At 71.0% G+C, this 17,405-nt stretch carries 16 protein-coding genes; 4 read left to right on the top strand and 12 right to left on the bottom strand.

The features are described from left to right. Positions 1 to 28: 28 nt before the first annotated feature. The 4 genes from ACIBHX_RS10945 to mraZ form a co-directional block, all read right to left on the bottom strand. Positions 29 to 2,578, bottom strand: coding sequence for a penicillin-binding transpeptidase domain-containing protein (locus ACIBHX_RS10945; protein ID WP_397066370.1), 2,550 nt, complete (start codon positions 2,576 to 2,578; stop codon positions 29 to 31). Further along, positions 2,575 to 3,180 (bottom strand): hypothetical protein, encoded by a 606-nt coding sequence (locus tag ACIBHX_RS10950; protein ID WP_397066371.1) that lies wholly within the window; start codon positions 3,178 to 3,180, stop codon positions 2,575 to 2,577. The genes ACIBHX_RS10945 and ACIBHX_RS10950 overlap by 4 nt, the downstream gene beginning before the upstream one ends. Continuing rightward, on the bottom strand, positions 3,164 to 4,162 hold the full coding sequence (rsmH, locus tag ACIBHX_RS10955; protein ID WP_397066373.1) for a 16S rRNA (cytosine(1402)-N(4))-methyltransferase RsmH: 999 nt from the start codon (positions 4,160 to 4,162) through the stop codon (positions 3,164 to 3,166). The genes ACIBHX_RS10950 and rsmH overlap by 17 nt, the downstream gene beginning before the upstream one ends. A 202-nt stretch (positions 4,163 to 4,364) precedes the next feature. Continuing rightward, complete coding sequence (gene mraZ / locus ACIBHX_RS10960; protein ID WP_214327645.1) at positions 4,365 to 4,796, bottom strand: division/cell wall cluster transcriptional repressor MraZ; 432 nt, start codon at positions 4,794 to 4,796, stop codon at positions 4,365 to 4,367. Positions 4,797 to 5,187: 391 nt separating this feature from the next. Between mraZ and ACIBHX_RS10965 the strand changes: the two genes are divergently transcribed. The 3 genes from ACIBHX_RS10965 to ACIBHX_RS10975 are packed head-to-tail and all read left to right on the top strand — an operon-like array spanning position 5,188 to position 9,886. Then, positions 5,188 to 6,240 carry an AAA family ATPase gene (locus ACIBHX_RS10965; RefSeq protein WP_397066375.1) on the top strand — a complete coding sequence of 351 codons (1,053 nt, stop codon included), beginning with the start codon at positions 5,188 to 5,190 and terminating at the stop codon, positions 6,238 to 6,240. Further along, positions 6,237 to 7,484: a DUF58 domain-containing protein gene (locus ACIBHX_RS10970; protein ID WP_397066377.1), complete on the top strand. Its 1,248-nt coding sequence runs from the start codon at positions 6,237 to 6,239 to the stop codon at positions 7,482 to 7,484. Before ACIBHX_RS10965 ends, ACIBHX_RS10970 begins: the two co-directional genes overlap by 4 nt. Next, the gene (locus ACIBHX_RS10975) at positions 7,481 to 9,886 is read left to right on the top strand and encodes a transglutaminaseTgpA domain-containing protein (RefSeq protein ID WP_397066379.1); all 2,406 of its coding nucleotides are present in this window, start codon (positions 7,481 to 7,483) and stop codon (positions 9,884 to 9,886) included. The genes ACIBHX_RS10970 and ACIBHX_RS10975 overlap by 4 nt, the downstream gene beginning before the upstream one ends. A gap of 314 nt (positions 9,887 to 10,200) precedes the next feature. On the opposite strand, the gene ACIBHX_RS10980 is transcribed toward ACIBHX_RS10975, so the two are convergent. The 3 genes from ACIBHX_RS10980 to ACIBHX_RS10990 all read right to left on the bottom strand — a co-directional run bounded on the left by ACIBHX_RS10980 (position 10,201) and on the right by ACIBHX_RS10990 (position 13,088). Then, positions 10,201 to 10,605 carry a DUF3040 domain-containing protein gene (locus tag ACIBHX_RS10980; protein WP_397066381.1) on the bottom strand — a complete coding sequence of 135 codons (405 nt, stop codon included), beginning with the start codon at positions 10,603 to 10,605 and terminating at the stop codon, positions 10,201 to 10,203. Positions 10,606 to 10,952: 347 nt separating this feature from the next. Further along, positions 10,953 to 12,197, bottom strand: coding sequence for a DNA polymerase IV (gene dinB / locus ACIBHX_RS10985; protein ID WP_397066383.1), 1,245 nt, complete (start codon positions 12,195 to 12,197; stop codon positions 10,953 to 10,955). Between the two features lie 138 nt (positions 12,198 to 12,335). Next, complete coding sequence (locus tag ACIBHX_RS10990; protein ID WP_397067058.1) at positions 12,336 to 13,088, bottom strand: methyltransferase domain-containing protein; 753 nt, start codon at positions 13,086 to 13,088, stop codon at positions 12,336 to 12,338. Between the two features lie 221 nt (positions 13,089 to 13,309). Here ACIBHX_RS10990 and ACIBHX_RS10995 point away from each other — a divergent pair, with 221 nt between their 5' ends. Beyond that, positions 13,310 to 14,209 carry a cation diffusion facilitator family transporter gene (locus ACIBHX_RS10995; protein WP_397066385.1) on the top strand — a complete coding sequence of 300 codons (900 nt, stop codon included), beginning with the start codon at positions 13,310 to 13,312 and terminating at the stop codon, positions 14,207 to 14,209. Here ACIBHX_RS10995 and ACIBHX_RS11000 read toward each other — a convergent pair. From ACIBHX_RS11000 to ACIBHX_RS11020, 5 genes are read right to left on the bottom strand one after another with little or no spacing between them, the layout of a single operon-like run. After that, positions 14,206 to 14,544: an MmcQ/YjbR family DNA-binding protein gene (locus ACIBHX_RS11000; RefSeq protein ID WP_397066387.1), complete on the bottom strand. Its 339-nt coding sequence runs from the start codon at positions 14,542 to 14,544 to the stop codon at positions 14,206 to 14,208. The genes ACIBHX_RS10995 and ACIBHX_RS11000 overlap by 4 nt on opposite strands. Next, positions 14,534 to 15,298 (bottom strand): alpha/beta fold hydrolase, encoded by a 765-nt coding sequence (locus tag ACIBHX_RS11005; RefSeq protein WP_397066388.1) that lies wholly within the window; start codon positions 15,296 to 15,298, stop codon positions 14,534 to 14,536. The genes ACIBHX_RS11000 and ACIBHX_RS11005 overlap by 11 nt, the downstream gene beginning before the upstream one ends. After that, entirely contained in the window at positions 15,295 to 15,705 is a 411-nt protein-coding gene (nusB, locus tag ACIBHX_RS11010) for a transcription antitermination factor NusB (RefSeq protein ID WP_397066390.1), read from the bottom strand. Before nusB ends, ACIBHX_RS11005 begins: the two co-directional genes overlap by 4 nt. Before the next feature lies 1 nt (position 15,706). Then, on the bottom strand, positions 15,707 to 16,267 hold the full coding sequence (gene efp / locus ACIBHX_RS11015; protein WP_397066392.1) for an elongation factor P: 561 nt from the start codon (positions 16,265 to 16,267) through the stop codon (positions 15,707 to 15,709). 34 nt (positions 16,268 to 16,301) lie between these two features. Next, positions 16,302 to 17,330: a M24 family metallopeptidase gene (locus ACIBHX_RS11020; protein WP_397066394.1), complete on the bottom strand. Its 1,029-nt coding sequence runs from the start codon at positions 17,328 to 17,330 to the stop codon at positions 16,302 to 16,304. Positions 17,331 to 17,405: the final 75 nt, after the last annotated feature.

Here is a 17,405-nt window from a genome sequence, read left to right on the forward strand (position 1 = left end):
ACGCACGGCGAGAGCGTACCTTCCCTGGTCACTGTCCGGTGCCCAACCGCACCGGCGGCGCGGTCGAGCCCGTGGGAGGAATCTTCCTGCTCTTGATCGCGAATGTCATCACGTCCTTGAAGACCGGCGCGGCCACCAGACCGCCGAAGTGCCCCTCGGTCGGGTTCTGCACGACCGACAGGACCACTACGCGCGGCGCGTCCGCGGGGGCGAATCCGACGAATGACGCAGTATACCCATCGTAGCGGCCCAGCTTCTGGTCGTAGCGGTTGGCGGTGCCCGTCTTGCCCGCCACCCGGTAGCCGGGAATCGCGGCCAGGTTGCCCGTGCCCTCGGCGCTCACGGCGGCCTCGAGCATGGTGGTGATCTCGCTGGCGGTCTCGGCGCTGACGACCTTGGTCTGCTTGCCCGGGGGCGAGGCCACGTACCTGCCCGACGCGTCGGTGGTGCCGGCCACGATCTGCGGCTGGATCCTGACGCCGCCGTTGGCGATGGTCTGGTAGACGCTGGCCATCTGCAGCGCGGTCACCGACACGCCCTGGCCGTAGGCGACCGTGCAGCTCTGGCTGCCCGACCAGGTCTTGTAGTCGGGCAGCAGGCCCGCCTCCTCGCCCGGCACGCCGCCGCCCGGCACGGAGCCGAAGCCGAAGTCCTTGAGCATCTGGTACAGCCGCGCCGAGCCCACCTTGCGGGCCGCCATGATCGTGGCCACGTTGCTCGACTTGGCGACCGCCTCGCGGTAGGTCATGTTCTCCGGCGGGTGCGGGTGCGCGTCGTGCAGCACCCGGTCGGCGCACCTGATGTTGTCCTTGACCTTGAACACCGTGTCGGGGTTGACCAGCTTGGCTTCCATGGCCGCGGCGGCGGTGATCACCTTGTTGGTGCTGCCGGGCTCGAACACGTCGGCCGCGGCCCGGTTGACGTAGTCGGCGGGCGGCGCCTTGCGCCAGTTGTTCAGGTCCAGCTCGGGCGCGTTGGCCATGGCCAGGATCTGGCCCGTGGGCACGTCCATGACGACGACCGTGCCGCTGGTCGCGCCCGACTTGCGCACCTGGTCGCCGATGGCCTGCTGGGCGGCCCACTGGATGTCGCGGTCGATGGTCAGCCGCACGTCGCGGCCCTCCACAGGGGTCTTCCTGTCGCGGCTGGTCATCGGGATGGCCAGTCCGTCGCGGCCGATCTCGACGCGCTGGGTGCCGTCGCGCCCGGCCAGCAGCGTGTTCCTGGCCTGCTCCATGCCGCCGAGCCCGGTGCCGTCGTCGCCGACGAACCCGACCAGGCTGCCGGCCAGGTCGCCGGCCGGGTAGAGCCGCTTGTAGGTCTTCTTGGCCGTCAGCGCGGGGATGCCCGCCTTGAGCAGCCTGCTGGCGACCAGCGGGTCGACGTCCCTGGCCAGCAGCTGGTACTGGGTGTCGACCCTGGCCAGTTTGGCGGCCATGTCCTGGACCGGCTTGCCCAGCTGGCTCGCCAGCGCCTGCGCGATCTTGTCGCGGGCGGCGGCGGGGACCTTGGACGGGTCGATGGCGATCTCCCGCGCCTCGGCGGTCGCGGCCAGCGAGTGGCCGTTCACGTCGGTGATCTTGCCGCGCTTGGCGGGGATGTTCTCCGTACGGACGCGATAGTGGGCGGCCGCCGCCTCGTAGACCTTGGAGTCCAGGCCCTGCATCTGGATGAGCCGGCCCGCGAAGATCGACAGGACGAACGTCATCCCGATCAGGCCGATGTTGATGCGCCTGCGCGGGTTGCCGAGCCGCAGGATGAGCGGCGGCCTGGGCGGGCGCGGCGGCCCCGGCGGCCTGCGGAAGGGCCGCGGCGGCAGGGTGTCGGCGCCGCGCGCGGGGCCCTGCCGCGGCGCTGCCTGACGCGACGGGGCCCCGCGCTGGTCCGCCGCGCGCGGGCGGGCGCCGCGCGGGTCGGTGTCCTGGCGCGCGCGCCTGACCCCCTCCCCCTCGTCCCTGGGGGTACGGCCGGCCGCGTCCCTGCCATCGGCGTCGCGCCGCGACGTGGGGCCGCCTTCGGGAGCGGCGCGGCGGCGGGCCTCGGGGACGGTGGATCTGCGGGGGTCGTCGGGATCACGGCGGGGGCCGGGAACGTCGTCTCTACGGGGGCGGGCGGGCGGCGGGCCGGCGGGATCGCGGCGCGATCGGCCGTCGGCGGGGTCGCGCCGCGGCCGGGGATCGTCGGCAGGGTCGCGCCGGGAGCGGGCGTCGCCGGCCGGGTCACGGCGCGGGGACCTGCGCGGGCCGCCCGCCGGGTCCTGGGGCGGGCGGCGCCGGGGCTCCTCGGCGGGGTCCTGGGGCGGGCGCCGGCGGGGCTCGCCGGCGGGGTCCTGGGGCGGGCGGTTGCGCGGTCCCTCGTCGTCGCGGCCGAACGGCAGGTCGAAGGGGTCCTGGTCCTTGCGCGGCTCCCGGGACGGGTCGTCCGGCCGGCCCGCCCCCTCCGAGCGCGCCGGACGTCCCGCCCGCCCCGGGCCCCCGCCGTTGCCGGGGGTACGGCGAGCGGCGCCGTGCCCTCCCTGAGAGCCGGCGCCGCCCGAGCCGCGGCCGGGACCTTGTCCCCTGCCGCCCGAATCCCTCACCGGCCCTGGCTCACCTTGGTCGCGTCCTGGCTGGCGCCGCGCAGCTGGTTGACGTTGTTCCAGTCGCGGTGCATGCCCAGCTGCTGCTGAGCCTGGCGGGCCAGCTCTTCTGGCTGGGTGTCCTGCTCGATCTGGTGCTGGGCCGCCTCGTTCTGCTGGCGGGCCGTGGCGATCTGGTCGCGCAGCTGGCCCGCCTTGATCGAGTCCTGCGCCAGCACGGTGTTGAGCAGCAGCAGGCTCACCAGGCCGCCACAGAGCAGGCCCACGATCAGCAGCACGAACGGCGCGCGCTGGCGCCGCCCCGAGGGCTCGCGCCGCACCCTGGCGGCCCCCGCCGGCCGTACACCGGAACGAACCGCGCGGACGCGGCCACCCGCGGGACGCGTGCCGGTACGGCCCGCGTCGGCCGGGCGGGCGCCCTGAGTGCCCGGAGCCTGGCGCAGGCCCGCGGCCGAGGTCTCGGGCGCCGTGCGCGCCGCGTCGTCCGCGGGGCGCGGGCGCGGGATGGGCTTGGACTGGTGCGGCACGCCCGGCCTGCGCTGCCCGGTCTTGGGCGCCACTGGCGCGCCCCGCCTGGTCTCCTGCTCAGTCCTGGTGGTCAACACGTATCCTCTCTGCCGCCCTTAGCCGGGCCGAGGTCGCCCGCGGGTTGCGGGCCACCTCCTCTTCGCTGGGGAGCTCTGCTCCCCTCGTCAGCAGGCGGAACCGCGGCTGGTGTGCCTCGAGCGGGACCGGCAGCCCGGGCGGGCTGGTGTCCCTGGTTCGCGCCGTGAGGGCCTGCTTGGCGAGCCGGTCCTCCAGGGAGTGGTAGGCGAGCACGACGACTCGCCCGCCCAGCGCCAGTGCGTCGAGCGCCGCGGGCAGCGCCACCTCGAAGGCGGCGAGCTCCGCGTTTACTTCGATGCGAAGCGCCTGAAAAGTCCTCTTGGCGGGGTTTCCGCCAGTACGCCGGGTCGCAGCTGGAATCGCCTGGCGAACGATGTCCGCAAGCCGCTTAGTCGACGTTATGGCGTCCTTGGCCCTTTCCTTGATGATTAGGGCCGCGACACGCGGTGCGAACCGTTCCTCTCCGTAATCGCGGAGGATGCGAGTTAGCTCCGCAGCCGAGTAGGTATTGACCACCTTCTCCGCTGTGAGCTCCTGCTCGGTGTCCATGCGCATGTCGAGTGGAGCGTCCTGGGAATAGGCGAAACCGCGCTCGGTCTCGTCCAGCTGGGGCGAGGAGACCCCCAGGTCGAACAGCACCCCGTCGACCGTATCGCGACCCGCTTCCGCGAGCACGGAAGAGAGCTGGTCGGAGGTGGCGTGGACAAGGGTGATCCGCTCGACGTACGGCGCGAGCCTGCGCGCCGAGAAGTCGATCGCGAAAGGGTCGCGGTCGATGCCGATCACGTGCAGTGACGGGTGGGCCGCGAGCAGGGCCTCCGTATGGCCTCCGAGACCGAGGTTGGCGTCGACGACGACCGGATCCGGTCCTGACAGTGCTGGAGCGAGCAGCTCCAGAACGCGGTCGAGCATTACCGGAACGTGACCGCCCATGCCAGCGTTGTCGTGCATCTCCAACCCCCCTCTCGCGCGTCTCATACTCGCGGATGACGCGTCCGGCCGATCGCCGGCCTTGTTTCTGGGTCCCCACCCGGTGCCGTCCGGCCAGGTCCCCATCCGCACCCTCTTCGTGGAAGCCTGCCATCTGACACCGGGGAAGGTGCATCAGCTGGCATGCAGTGGTTGCGGGTGGAGACCTCGCCGAACGACCACACCGAAAGGCCTTGTCGACCGCGGCTCTCTACAGAATCCCTGGCAGCACCTCCTCCGACAGATCGGCGAAAGCCTGCTCCTGTGCGTTGAGATAGGTATCCCAGGCCTGCGCGTCCCAGATCTCCAGGCGGGTGTTGGCCCCGATGACCACGCAGTCACGCTCCAGGCCGGCGTAGGCACGCAGGCTCTGCGGGATCGTGATGCGCCCCTGTTTGTCGGGAGTCTCGTCGGACGCGCTGGCGAAGAACACACGGCTGTAGTCACGCACCGCCTTGGCGGTGACCGGGGCGGTGCTGAGAGCCTCGGTAATGCGCTGGAACTCCTCCACGGGAAAGACGTAGAGGCATCGCTCCTGGCCTTTGGTGATCACAAGACCCTCCGCCAGCTCCTCACGGTACTTAGCCGGCAGGAACAGCCGTCCCTTGTCGTCCAGACGCGGTTGATGGGTGCCGAGGAACAACGGCCCCACCTCCCGTGCCTCGTGAACAGCTCAGTGCTTGGTGTGCACCGGGCTCTCCACTGCGCACCACCATACTCCACTTCTCCCCACCGTCAACTGATTCCAACCCTCTTCATCTGCCGTTTCCCTCGCATTGCCGCAGGTCAGAGCGATGGTGCAGGGTGGAGCGCCGCGGCGGCGCGGCCAACCCTCATGGGCGTGTCGAGGGTTCTAAAGACCCGTGAATTCCGAGGGTCCGGCGCTTCGGGAAGGTGGGGGTGGTGGAAAGTGGAGGACCACTGTCACGGGATTCGCACCCCTATGCGACAAGAACGGGAACACTGGCGCGCTTCCCTGGAATATCCACAAAAGTCGCCCGAGAACCCGCAGCGTCGTAGGGTCGGTACACACAATGGAAAAGGAATGGCATGGCTCCCGCTTTGGCATCCTGTCGCGGGACAGCCGTCGCACTTCTCATGGAGGCCTGGTGGCAGTAACCCATGACGTCCCTCCCCAGCTAGATGAGCTGGTCTCCACCGCGCACCGCATCAGGGAAGCGATCGAGTCGGTGATCGAGGGCAAGAGCGACGCCGTGCGCCTCACTCTGACAGTCCTGCTCGCGGAGGGCCACCTTCTGATCGAGGACGTGCCAGGGGTGGGCAAGACGATGCTGGCCAAGGCGCTGGCGCGGTCCATCGACTGTCCTGTGAGGCGCGTCCAGTTCACCCCTGACCTGTTGCCCAGCGACATCACCGGGGTGAGCGCCTACAACCAGCAGACCAGGGAGTTCGAGTTCAAGCCTGGGCCGGTCTTCGCCAACATCGTGGTGGGCGACGAGATCAACCGGGCCTCCCCGAAGACCCAGTCGGCGTTGCTGGAGTGCATGGAGGAACACCAGGTCACCGTTGATGGCAAGACCTATCAGCTCGACGCCCCGTTCATGGTGATCGCCACCCAGAACCCGATCGAGATGGAGGGCACCTATCCCCTTCCCGAGGCGCAGCGCGACCGTTTCACCGCGCGCGTGGCGATGGGCTACCCCGAGCCGGCGGCCGAACTTGAGATGCTGGACGTGCACGGCGGCACGCCGCCGCTGGACAAGTTGCAGCCGGTGGCCACCACGGCGGAGGTGCGCGCGCTGATCGAGGCCGTCCGCGGCGTGTACGTCTCGCAGGCGGTCAGGAAGTACGCCATCGACCTGGTCGTGGCCACCCGCCACTCCCCCGATTTGCGCCTGGGCGCCTCCCCGCGATCCACGCTGCAGCTGGTGCGGGCCGCCCGCGCGCACGCGGCGCTGACGGGGCGCGACTACGTCATCCCCGACGACCTGCAGGAGCTGGCCGTGCCCGTGCTGGCGCACCGGCTGCTGCCGAGCGTGGAGGCGCAGGGGCAGCGGCGCCTGCCCGAGCAGGTGGTGACCGACCTGGTCAGGCGCGTCCCCGTGCCGGAGACGCGAGCGTCGTGAGAGCGGGACTCCGGGCGCTGACCTCCCGCGGCAGATCGTTCCTCGCCTCGGGGCTGGCGGCGCTGCTGATGGCCCTGCTGCTGGGCGAGAACGACCTGTTCAGGATCGGCGTACTGGTGACCGCGCTGCCGCTGCTGGCCGCGATGGTGGTGGCCAGGACCCGCTACCGGCTGAGCTGTGCCAGGCGGCTCGACCCTTCCAGGGCCGAGGCGGGCGGCGAGTCGACGGTGACGCTTCGCCTGGAGAACGTCACCCGGCTGCCGACGGGCCTGCTGCTCATCGAGGACACGGTTCCATACGCGCTGGGCGTGCGGCCCAGGTTCGTGCTGGACCGGGTCGAGTCGCGCGGCATCAGGGAGATCGACTACCGGGTCCGCTCCGACCTGCGCGGCCGCTACACCATCGGCCCGCTGTCGGTGCGCATCGCCGACCCGTTCGGCTTGGTGGAGCTGACCCGCGGGTTCACGATCAGCGACACGCTGGTGGTGACGCCCCAGGTGGTGGCGCTGCCGCACGTACGGCTGTCCGGTGAGTGGACGGGGGGCGGCGACAGCCGTACCCGGTCGGTGGCGGCGGCGGGAGACGACGACGTCGCGCCGCGCGAGTACCGGCAGGGCGACGACCTGCGGCGCGTGCACTGGCGCTCGACCGCGCGCCACGGCGAGCTGATGGTGCGGCGCGAGGAGCAGCAGTGGCAGAGCCGCGGCGCGCTGCTGCTCGACACGCGCAGGCACGCGCATCGCGGCGAGGGGCCGCGCTCGTCGTTCGAGGTGGCGGTCTCCGCGGCGGCCTCGATCGGGGTGCACCTGGCGCACGAGGGGCTGGGCCTGCGCCTGGTCACCGATCAGGGCGCCGAGCACCTCACCGACATGGGGCTGAGCTGGTCGCTGCTCGACACCCTGGCCGTGGTACGGCACAGCCCCGCGCGTTCCCTGGAGATGGGGATCACGGCGTTGCGCCAGGGCGGCGGCGACGGTCTGATCGTGGCCGTGCTCGGCGCGCTCGATCCCGACGAGGCCAGGGACCTGGCCAGGCTCAGGCACAGCGGCATCACGGGCGTGGCGGTCCTGCTCGACGTGGACAGCTGGGAGGGCGCGGCCCCCGGCACGTCGGCCTCCCAGCTGGCGGTGGAGGCGGTGCTGGCCGGGTACGGCTGGCGGATCGTGCGGCTGCCGGTGGGCACCTCGATCGCCTCGGTGTGGCAGCACGCGGCCAACCGCGGCAGGTACGGGGGCGCCGCATGAGACTCTCGCTGGCCTCCGCGGTGGCCACGTTCTCCGCCGCGATCCTGCTCTACCCGCTGTTCAGGGGCGGCGCCTGGTTCTGGGCCTCGCTGGGCGCGGTGCTGGCCGTCATGGTGGCGAGCCTGCTGAGCGGGCGGCTGGCGCTGCCCGCGTGGGCGGCACCGATCGTAGGGGTGGCGGCGCTGTGGCTCTACCTGACGGCGGCGTTCACCGCGAGCAAGGCGTGGGTGCTGGTCATCCCGACCAAGGGCTCGGTGGTGGCGCTGGCCAAGCTGCTGGTCAGCGGGTGGACCGACATCCAGCGATTCGCCGCGCCCGTGCCGGCCAACTCCGGCATCGCGCTGCTCACGGCGGGCGGCGTCGGGCTGATCGCGATCCTGGTCGACCTGTTCGCCACCAGGCTGCGCAGGGCGGCGCTGGCCGGGCTGCCGATGCTGGCGCTGGCCACGGTCCCGGCGACGATCCTGCCCGACCCGATCAGCTGGCCGGCGTTCATCCTGGCCGCGCTCGGGTTCACCAGCCTGCTGATCGCCGACGGGCGCGAGCGGGTCACTCACTGGGGCAGGGCGGTGCTGGTGCGCCGCACGCGGGCGGCGACGAACCCGAACCCGCACGAGACGGCCGACACCCGCGGGCTGCGCCTGTCGGGCAAGCGCATCGGGTTCGCCGCGATCGTGCTGGCGGTGCTGCTCGGCGCGATGATGCCGGCGATGGAGCCGGTGTCGTTCTTCACCTTCGGCGTGGGCGGCAAGGGCAAGGGCCAGGGCAACTCCATCAGCATCTCCAACCCGATCGCCAGCCTCAGGGGCCAGCTGGAGCTACCCGACCGCCGTGAGGTGCTGTCGTACACCAACAGCGACGACAGGCCTCGGTACCTGCGCATCTACGCGCTCGACACCTTCGACGGCGAGCAGTTCGGCATGTCGGAGCCCAAGGGGACGCCGGAGAACAAGACCGAGAACGGCCCGCTGCCGGCCCCGCCGGGACTGTCGCCGTCGGTCAAGACGCAGAACGTGATCACCAGGATCAAGATCAGCGACGAAGTGTCGAAGCTGTCGTTCCTGCCGCTGCCCTACCCGGCGCACCAGATCAGGGTGGACGGCGACTGGCGGGCCGACGTGGGCACGCTCATGGTCTTCTCCACCAGGGACGAGGCGGCCGGCCTCGACTACGACGTCAGCACCGCCGAGCCGCAGGTCACCCCCGACCTGCTGGAGTCGCTCGCGCAGCCGTCGCCCGGCGCCGACCAGCGCTACCTGAAGCTGCCCGACTCCTTCCCCATGGAGATCAGGGTCCTGGCGCAGAAGGTCACCGAGGGCACCCACAACAACTACGAGGCCGCGGTCAAGCTGCAGGAGTTCTTCTCCAAGACCGGCAACTTCACCTACAGCCTGCGCACCCAGGGGAGCGGCAACTCGGCGCTGAAGGACTTCCTGCTGCACAGCAGGGCCGGCTACTGCGAGCAGTTCGCCGCGTCGATGGCGGTGCTGGCCAGGGCCGTCGGCATCCCCGCCAGGGTCGCCATCGGCTACACCGGCGGCACGAAGGCGGGCGACCGGTGGACGGTCGGCACCAACGACTCTCACTCCTGGCCCGAGCTGTACTTCGAGGGCGTGGGCTGGCTGCCGTTCGAGCCGACGCCCACGGGCTCGCTCGGGCAGGGCAGCGCGCGGGTGCCCGCCTACACCCAGCCGCCGCCGCGCTCGACCGGCCGCTCCACCACGCCGACGCCGGGCGCGACGACCTCCGGCGACGACACCCCGCTGAACCCGGCCAACCGCCGCAACCCGCGCGAGCTCGACCGCGAGGACGGCTTGTTCCTGGGCGGCGGGCTGCCGAAGGACACCTCGATGCCGCTGATCAGCAAGGCCGGCATCGGGGCGGGAATCCTGCTGCTGCTCCTGCTCGTCCCCGCGGTGGTACGCCTGGGGACGCGCAGCCGCCGCATCAGGGCGCTGGGGTGGAAGGTGTCGCAGCCGGCCGACGCGCTCACCGCCAAGGTGGTCGACCACGAACCGTCTGTGGCGGCCGCCTGGGCGGAGCTGGACGACGTGCTGTTCGACTACGGGATGGCGCGCCAGGCCAGCGAGACGCCGCGGGCGCTGGCGCGGCGGCTGACCGAGCAGTACGAGTTCGACTCCGCCTCGGCGGCGGCGATCGCGGCCATCGCCTCGGCGGTCGAGCGGGTGCTGTTCGCCCGCGATCCCGGGACGATCGACCCGCTGCGCAAGGACCTGCGCAAGGTACGGCGGGCCCTGGCGGCCACGGTTCCGCGGGGGCGGCGGATCCGGGCGGTGCTCTTCCCGCCCTCTACGCTGCGCCGGATGCGGCGCGTGGGCGAGGGGCTGCTCGACGGCTTCGACCGCCTGGAGAACATCCGCCTCCGCCGCCGCTCCGCCTGACCCCGCTTCTCCGCCCCGGCCGATCCCCTTCGGCCGGGCGCCCGGTTCCCTTGCTGGGTTCGGGGGCGGAAACGGGGAAGTGCGGTCGTCCGGGTTGGACGGCCGCACTTCGGTGTTCATGGTGGCGAGACCCCGCGTGGGGTCCCGGTTGTCCTGGTCGGGCCGCGCGGGTCACCACGCCACCCGCGCGGCCGACGAAGACGTCGTAACGGCGCTCGGCCACGTGCGGGTCAGCGGGCGTCCGCCTGGAGGCCCTCAGCCCCGGTCGGCGGGTCGCCACTCCCCGGCCTGCCGTACAGCAGCAAGCAGAACTGCTACCGGTCGTCGTGACGACGGCGCCAGCGTTCTTCCATGCGCTCCATGAAGCTGCCGCGGTTGGCCTTGCGGCCCTGCTTGCCGCTCACCGATGAGCCGGAAGAGGGCGCGGAGTCCCCGAATCCGTTCATGCGTTTCCAGCTGGACAAGCCCCACAGACACGCGGCGAGCATGACCACGAAACCGCCGACGCCGAGCGGGATCAGGGCGGCGCCACTCATCACCACGCCGACCATCATGATGACGACGCCCAGGGCAAAGCCTATGGAGGCTTTGATCAGGCGACGCTTGTAATGGCTGCGCGGGTCACTGATCCTTACGGTGTTGGCCCACTTCGGGTCCTCGGCGTAGAGGGCCTGCTCGATCTGGTCGAGCAAGCGCTGCTCGTGGTCAGAGAGCGGCACGGCGCCTCCCAAGGACGGCCCCAGGACGGGGAAGACGGCAACGGACGACACGGGGTGTCCGAACCTCGCGGTCGGTTATCCCCAGAATACGAGGCTGTAGACGTAGGCGAAAGCAAACGTCCAACGCAGACCAAACCGGAGGTGACGTCATAGCTCCATAATGGGGCATTCTTACCGTCCTTGGTCCTAGTCGCGACATGGACGCCATGTTGTCTTTCCTGCCCGAGTGCGCCTCACTTGTGCATCACCTCACCGGTCCAGTTCGGCTACCTCTCGCCTCTGCTGGTCGAGCCCGGCGCACCGTCCGCCACGATCTTCGCACTGGGACCTCCAGATGTCCGGTTCGGCTACTTCTCATCCATTTCATCAAGTCGTCCGCGCACCAGCGACGCCGGGACCACCGCATCGGGGCCGAAACGCCGGATCGCCCGGTCCATCGCCTGCTCGGCCTCACGCCAGCCGGTCTCCCGCTCGCCCAGGCTGAGCTGCCTGGCCGAGTCCTCGGCCGGGCGCAGGTTCTCCATCCGGACGCCGACCAGGCGCAGGCGCACCCGTTCGAGACCGGCGGCGGCGAACAGCTCGCAGGCGGTGGCGTAGATCTCCTGGGCGATGTCGGTGGCCTCCCTCAGCGTCCGTGACCTGGTGATCGTGGTGAAGTCCGCCCGGCGCAGCTTCACGCTCACGGTCCTGCCCACGTAGCCGGCCTTCCGCATCCGCGCGGCCACCTTCTCCGACAGCCGCAGCAGCTCCCGCCGGATCGTCTCCGGGTCGTCGACGTCCGTGGCGAACGTCTCCTCGTTCCCTATGCTCTTGTCGGGCACGTGGGCGCTCACGGGCCGCTCGTCGCGCCCCCAGGCCAGCGCCGCCAGGTGGCCGCCCGCGGCGGCCCCCAGCTCGCGCTGGAGGGTGTTGACGGGCACCCTGGCCAGATCGCCTACCGTTCTGATGCCCAGCCGTACCAGGGACTGCTCGGTGCGCTCCCCCACCCCCCACAGCGCCGACACGGGCAGCGGGTGCAGGAACGCCACCACCTCATCGGCAGGCACCACCAGCAGGCCGTTGGGTTTGCACTGCTTTGACGCCAGCTTTGCCACGAACTTGCTGCCGGCCACGCCCACCGAGCAGGTGATGCCGTACCTTTCCAGAACCTGGGACCTGATCATGGCGGCGATCTCCGCAGGCGATCCCAGCCTGCGCCGCGCGCCGCCCACGTCGAGGAAGGCCTCGTCGGAGGCGATCGGCTCGACCAGCGGCGTGACCGCGTGGAAGATCTCCATGACGCCCTTGGAGACCTCGGAGTACTTCCCGTGGCTTGGCGGGATGATCGCCGCCTGCGGGCACAGCCTGCGCGCCCTGGTCATCGGCATCGCCGAGTGCACCCCGAAGGCACGCGCCTCGTACGTCGCGCTCAGCACGACCCCGCGGCCTGCCGGGGAGCCCACGATCATCGGCTTGCCCCGCAACTCGGGATGTTCGATCAGCTCCACGCTGGCGAAGAAGGCGTCCATGTCGACGTGCAGGATCGGGCAGGCGCTGTCGTCGGCGCCCGTCCGCGGTACGGGGCCGATGCCGGTGATCTGCTTGCGGGCCACGGTATCAATTCTATCCGAACACGCGTTCTATCGCTGGAATGGATCTCTCGGTACGGCGAGCCACCACGGCATCGGCCAATCCGTACGCCTCGCCCGGAGGCGGGCGGGCCGGTTGCGGTCGGAGGGCGGGGGCACGGGCTACCCCTTGTGGCCGATGAGGTGGAGCTGGGTGGCGATGGCGCGGAGCGCGGGGTGGGTGGCGGCGGCCTGCTCGAGGGCGACGAGAGCTTCGGCGGCGCCGGGCTCGCCGTCGACCAGGCGGTTGGGCACGAGGTCGGCGAAGACGCGCACCCCGTGCACGGCGCCCACCATGAAGCCCGTCGCGGCCAGCAGCTCGGACAGCGCCTCGGCGGTGTAGCGGTGCGGCGTCGGGTCGCGGTCGCCCCATCGGCCCTCCGGGTCGTCGAGGACCGCCCTGGCCTCGTCGAAGTGGCCCGCGAGCGCCCGGTGGATGGCGCTGGCCACGGGGTTGGCCGCCAGCACGCTCACCGCGCCGCCCCTGCGCAGCAGCCCGGACACGGCGGTCAGCGCGCTGATCGGGTCGTCGACGTACTCCAGGACGCTGTGGCACAGCACCAGGTCGGCGCTGTCGCGGTCGAGCAGCTCGCCCAGGTCGGCGGCGTCGCCCTGCAGGGCGCGCACGCCCACGCCCTTCTCCTTGGCCCGCCGCTCCAGCGCGGCCAGCGAGTCGGGGCTCGGGTCGACCACGGTGACCGTGTGTCCCAGCACTGCCAGGGGTACGGCGAAGCCGCCCGTACCGCCGCCGGCGTCGACGATGTCGAGCGTCTGCCGCCGGGTGGACGCCGCCCGCTCGGCCAGGACCTCGCGCAGCGCGTCCCAGACGACGGCCGTCCTGGCCGCCGGGGTCCTCGTGGCGCCTTCAGCACGCAACGTCGGCTCGCCTCCCCTGTCGTTCGCCTTCACGAAGTCCCCCTCCGCGAATGCGGCCCAGCCTACGCCGAACCCCCGACAACCCGCTCTCCCATCCCCGGTCACGAGCCCATCCGTATCGGGTCTCCCGGGATCGGGGGCGCCGGGTGGTCACGGGCGGGGCGGCGGCGTGCCGTACCGCAGGAGTGTCGTCACGGAGAGTCGCGGGAATACCCGATCTCGTGGCAGGGGGACGCGGGCAGAGCGCGGCGGCGCGGTACAGGGGCCGCCTGGTCGTGGTCGCCTGCATCACCGCCGTCGTCCTTGTGTCGCAGATAGCCGGCGGGATCATGGCCAACAGCCTGGCCCTCGTCTCCGACGCGCTGCACTCTGCCACCGACGTCACCGGCGTGCTGATGGCGCTGATCGCCGCGCACCTGGCGGTCAGGCCCGCGACCGACCGGCGTACGTTCGGCTACTACCGGCTGGAGATCCTGGCCGCGATGGTCAACGCGGTCCTGATGTTCGGCGTCGCGATCTGGATCTTCACGCAGGCGTGGGAACGCTTCTTCCGGCCGCCCGCGGTGGCGGGCGGGCTGGTGCTGGTGGTGGCGCTGATCGGGCTGGCGGTGAACGCGGTCTCGATGGTGCTGCTGCACCGCGGGCAGCGGGAGTCGGCGGCCGTGCGCGGCGCCTACCTGGAGGTCCTGGGCGATCTGCTGGGCTCGCTGGCCGTGGTGGCGGCGGCGGCCGGGATCAGGCTGACCGGCTGGTACGTCATCGACCCGATCGCCTCGGTCATCGTGGCCGTGATGATCCTGCCGCGGGCGTGGCGGCTGCTGCGGGAGGCCATCGACGTGCTGCTCGAGGCGACGCCGAAGGGGATGGACCTGAGCACGGTGCGCGAGCACCTGCTGGCCCGCCCCGGGGTGGCCGGCGTGCACGACCTGCACGCCTGGACGCTGACCAGCGGCCTGCCCGTGCTGACCGCGCACGTGGTGCTGGAGGACGGGCAGGCCGATGGCGCGCGGCTGCTGGAGGAGTTGCACGAGTGCCTGCGCGGCCACTTCGACGTCGAGCACTCCACGATCCAGCTGGAGCCCCCGGGGCACGCCGCCCACGAGGGCGCCGGGCACGCCTAGCCGTCGAACGCGGCCAGCACGCGCTTGGGCGCCCGCAGCCGCCACGAGTCCGTCAGCAGCTCGCTCAGTTCCTCGACGCCGATCGCCTGGAAGCGCACCAGCACGGTCGGGTGGCCGTCGTAGTGCGGCTCGGTGAAGAACGTGGCGGGCTGGGCGGCGATGAGGGCGTGCTTGTCCTCCTCGGTGGGGCAGAAGACGACGAGCACGTCGCCCTCGTCCCGGATCCTGGCGAACCAGCGGGCTTTGACGTAGAAGCCCGGTGTGCCGTACATGGACTTCTCGCCCGTCTCCGGCAGGGACAGCGCGACCCTGCGGACGTCGTCTTCAGTGACCATGCTCCATGAAGGCACACACGGCGGCCCGAAATCCACCCGGATCCTCGGTCCACGGCAGATGCCCCGCCCCCTCCAGCGTCACCCTCTGGACCCGCGGCAGCGCCTCCTCCAGGGAGTCGACGGACCAGCGCGGCCTGATGTCAAGCGCCCCATCGACGATCAGCACAGGTACGTCCAGCCCCCGGCACCGCTCGCGCAGGTCGGGCAGCGGCTCGGCGTTGATCTGGGCGTTGCACTCCCAGTTGACGTCCAGCCACGGGGTGGCAATGCGCTCGGCGTGGGCGAGGCCGTCGTGCACGAAGTCGGCCGACCACTGCAGGATCGCGCTTTCGCGACCCCTCGGAAGGTCTCCCACGTCAGGGCAGTTGCGCCGGTACTCCTCACGCCAGGGTTTGTCCGGGTCGATGCCCGTGCCCGACACGTAGATCAGCCCGGCGACCCGGTCCGGGTGGTCGAGCGCGTAGCGGAGCGCCAGCGTGGCGCCCCAGGAGAGGCCGAGCAGGACCATCCGGTCCAGGCCGAAGAAGCTGCGGACGTCGTCGAGGTCGGCGACGCACTGCTCGGTGGAGTACGGGCCGACCCGATCGGAGCGGCCGCAGCCGCGCTGGTCCCACAGGCACGCCTCGACGCACCCGAGCAGGCCGACGACGTCGTCGAAGGTGGACCACAGGCCGGGACCGCCGTGGCAGAACACCACCGGCGCGCCCTGGCCCGAACGGACGGACCAGAGACGGGTGCCGTCGCTGGTGATCACAGGGTCAGGCTGGGCTTGAGTTGCTTGAAGCGGGCCAGCAGGCCGTTGATGAACTGGGGTGACTCGTCCGTGGACAGCTCGCCCGCCAGGTGCACCCACTCGCTGATGACCACGCCCTCGGGGACGTCCGGCATCCAGAGCAGCTCGTAGGTGCCGCCGCGCAGCAGGTTGCGGTCGACTGCGGGCATGCGGTCGAGCGTCCAGCCCTCGGCGTAGGTGGTGATGAGCTCGTCGATACGGATGTGGTGGCGTGCCACGCCCTCGACGATGGTCGCGGTGTACTCGTTGACCGGGGGCTCCTGGCGCTCCTGGCGCTCGGAGAGGATCTTCAGCGGGCTCTCGTCGCGGAGCTCGGCCTCGAAGAGGATGTCGAGGGCGCGCCTGCGTGCTTTGCCGCGTGCTGACACCTCAGGCCCGGCCGAGGTAGTCGCCGCTGCGGGTGTCGACCTTGACCTTCTCACCGGGGGTGATGAACAGCGGGACCTTGATCTCGGCGCCGGTCTCCAGGGTGGCGGGCTTGGTGCCGCCGGTGGAGCGGTCGCCCTGCAGGCCGGGCTCGGTCTCGGCGATGAGCAGCTCGACGGCCGCGGGCAGGTCGACGTAGAGCGCGGAGCCCTCGTTGAAGGCCACGGTCGCCAGGGTGTTCTCCAGCATGTAGTTGGCGGCGTCGCCGACCGTCGAGCTGGGCACGTTGACCATGTCGTAGGTCTCGGTGTCCATGAAGACGAAGTCGTCGCCGTCCTTGTAGGAGTACTGCATCTCGCGCTTGTCGACGTTGGCCACGTCGACCTTCACGCCGGCGTTGAAGGTCTTGTCGACGACCTTGCCGGAAAGGACGTTCTTGAGCTTGGTGCGTACGAACGCACCGCCCTTGCCCGGCTTGACGTGCTGGAACTCCACAACGGCCCAGAGCTCCCCACCGTCGAGCTTCAGCACCATGCCGTTCTTGAGGTCGTTGGTCGTCGCCACTCGTTTAATCTCCCGCGTGCGGCCGCCCGTTTTGTCAGAGAACGAGCAGCTCCTTGGTCGTCTTCGTGAGGAGTTCCGGCCCGCCCTCACGTGTCACGAGGGTGTCCTCGATGCGGACCCCGCCCCGGCCGGGGAGGTAGACCCCGGGCTCGACGGTGATCGGAACTCGATCCTCTAGTCTACCGGTCCTGGAGGGGCCCAGGAACGGCTCCTCGTGGATCTCCAGGCCGACTCCGTGTCCGAGGCCGTGCCTGAAGTTCTCGCCCTGTCCCGCCTCGCCGATGACCGTGCGCGCCGCCGCGTCGACCTCGCAGGCCTGCGCTCCCGGTCGCAGTGCCGTACGGCCGGCCGCCTGGGCCGTGGCCACCAGCTCGTACAGGTCGCGCTGCCAGGCGGCGGGCTCGCCCAGGCAGACCGTGCGCGTCATGTCGGCGTGGTAGCCGCGGTAGAGCGCGCCGAAGTCCATCGTGACCAGGTCCCCGGCGCGCAGCTCGCGGTCCGTGGGCGAGTGGTGCGGGATGGAGCCGTTCTCCCCCGCGGCCACGATGGTCTCGAACGCGGGCCGGTCGGCGCCGAGCTCCACCATGCGGGCCTCCAGCAGGTGAGCGACGGCCCGCTCCGTCATCCCCGGCGTGATCTTGCCGGTGACGTCGGCGAAGGCGGCGTCCGTGATGGCGCAGGCCGTGCGGAGCAGTTCGAGCTCGTCCTCGTCCTTGACCGTCCTGAGGCGCTCGACCAGCGGCTCGAGCGGCACGAGGTCGTCGCCGAGACCGTTGTACACGGCGACCGTCATGTGCGCCGCCTCGATGCCGGCGCCGGGTTCTGCGAGCTCGGCGGCCACGTTGCCCGCCTCGACCGTCTCGATGCCCAGGTCGCGCGTCATCTCGATGTAGCGGGAGTCGGTCGCCAGCTTCGCGGTCCCGTCGGCGCGGACCAGGACGGCGGCGTTGGAGCTGTCGAGGCCGGTCAGGTATCGGACGTTGACGGGCGAGGTGACCAGGATCGCCGGTACTTCGAGGAGTTCGGCGAGCCGTGCCCGGCGCTGCTGGTAAATGACGGTCATTTCGTCAATGTACGCGTCTTGACCTTCGTGCCCCGCATCCAGGATGGTAAGGAATCCTTCCTAACTCCGCGGAGC

Origin of the sequence: Nonomuraea sp. NPDC050536, assembly GCF_044457685.1 — a bacterium.
GTDB lineage: Bacteria > Actinomycetota > Actinomycetes > Streptosporangiales > Streptosporangiaceae > Nonomuraea.

Coding starts and splice junctions, on each gene's coding strand:
- rsmH (WP_397066373.1), bottom strand. CDS start 4,162: ATGAGACGCGCGAGAGGGGGGTTGGAGATGCACGACAACGCTGGCATG.
- ACIBHX_RS10965 (WP_397066375.1), top strand. CDS start 5,188: ATGGAAAAGGAATGGCATGGCTCCCGCTTTGGCATCCTGTCGCGGGAC.
- ACIBHX_RS10975 (WP_397066379.1), top strand. CDS start 7,481: ATGAGACTCTCGCTGGCCTCCGCGGTGGCCACGTTCTCCGCCGCGATC.
- ACIBHX_RS11000 (WP_397066387.1), bottom strand. CDS start 14,544: ATGGTCACTGAAGACGACGTCCGCAGGGTCGCGCTGTCCCTGCCGGAG.
- ACIBHX_RS11020 (WP_397066394.1), bottom strand. CDS start 17,330: ATGACCGTCATTTACCAGCAGCGCCGGGCACGGCTCGCCGAACTCCTC.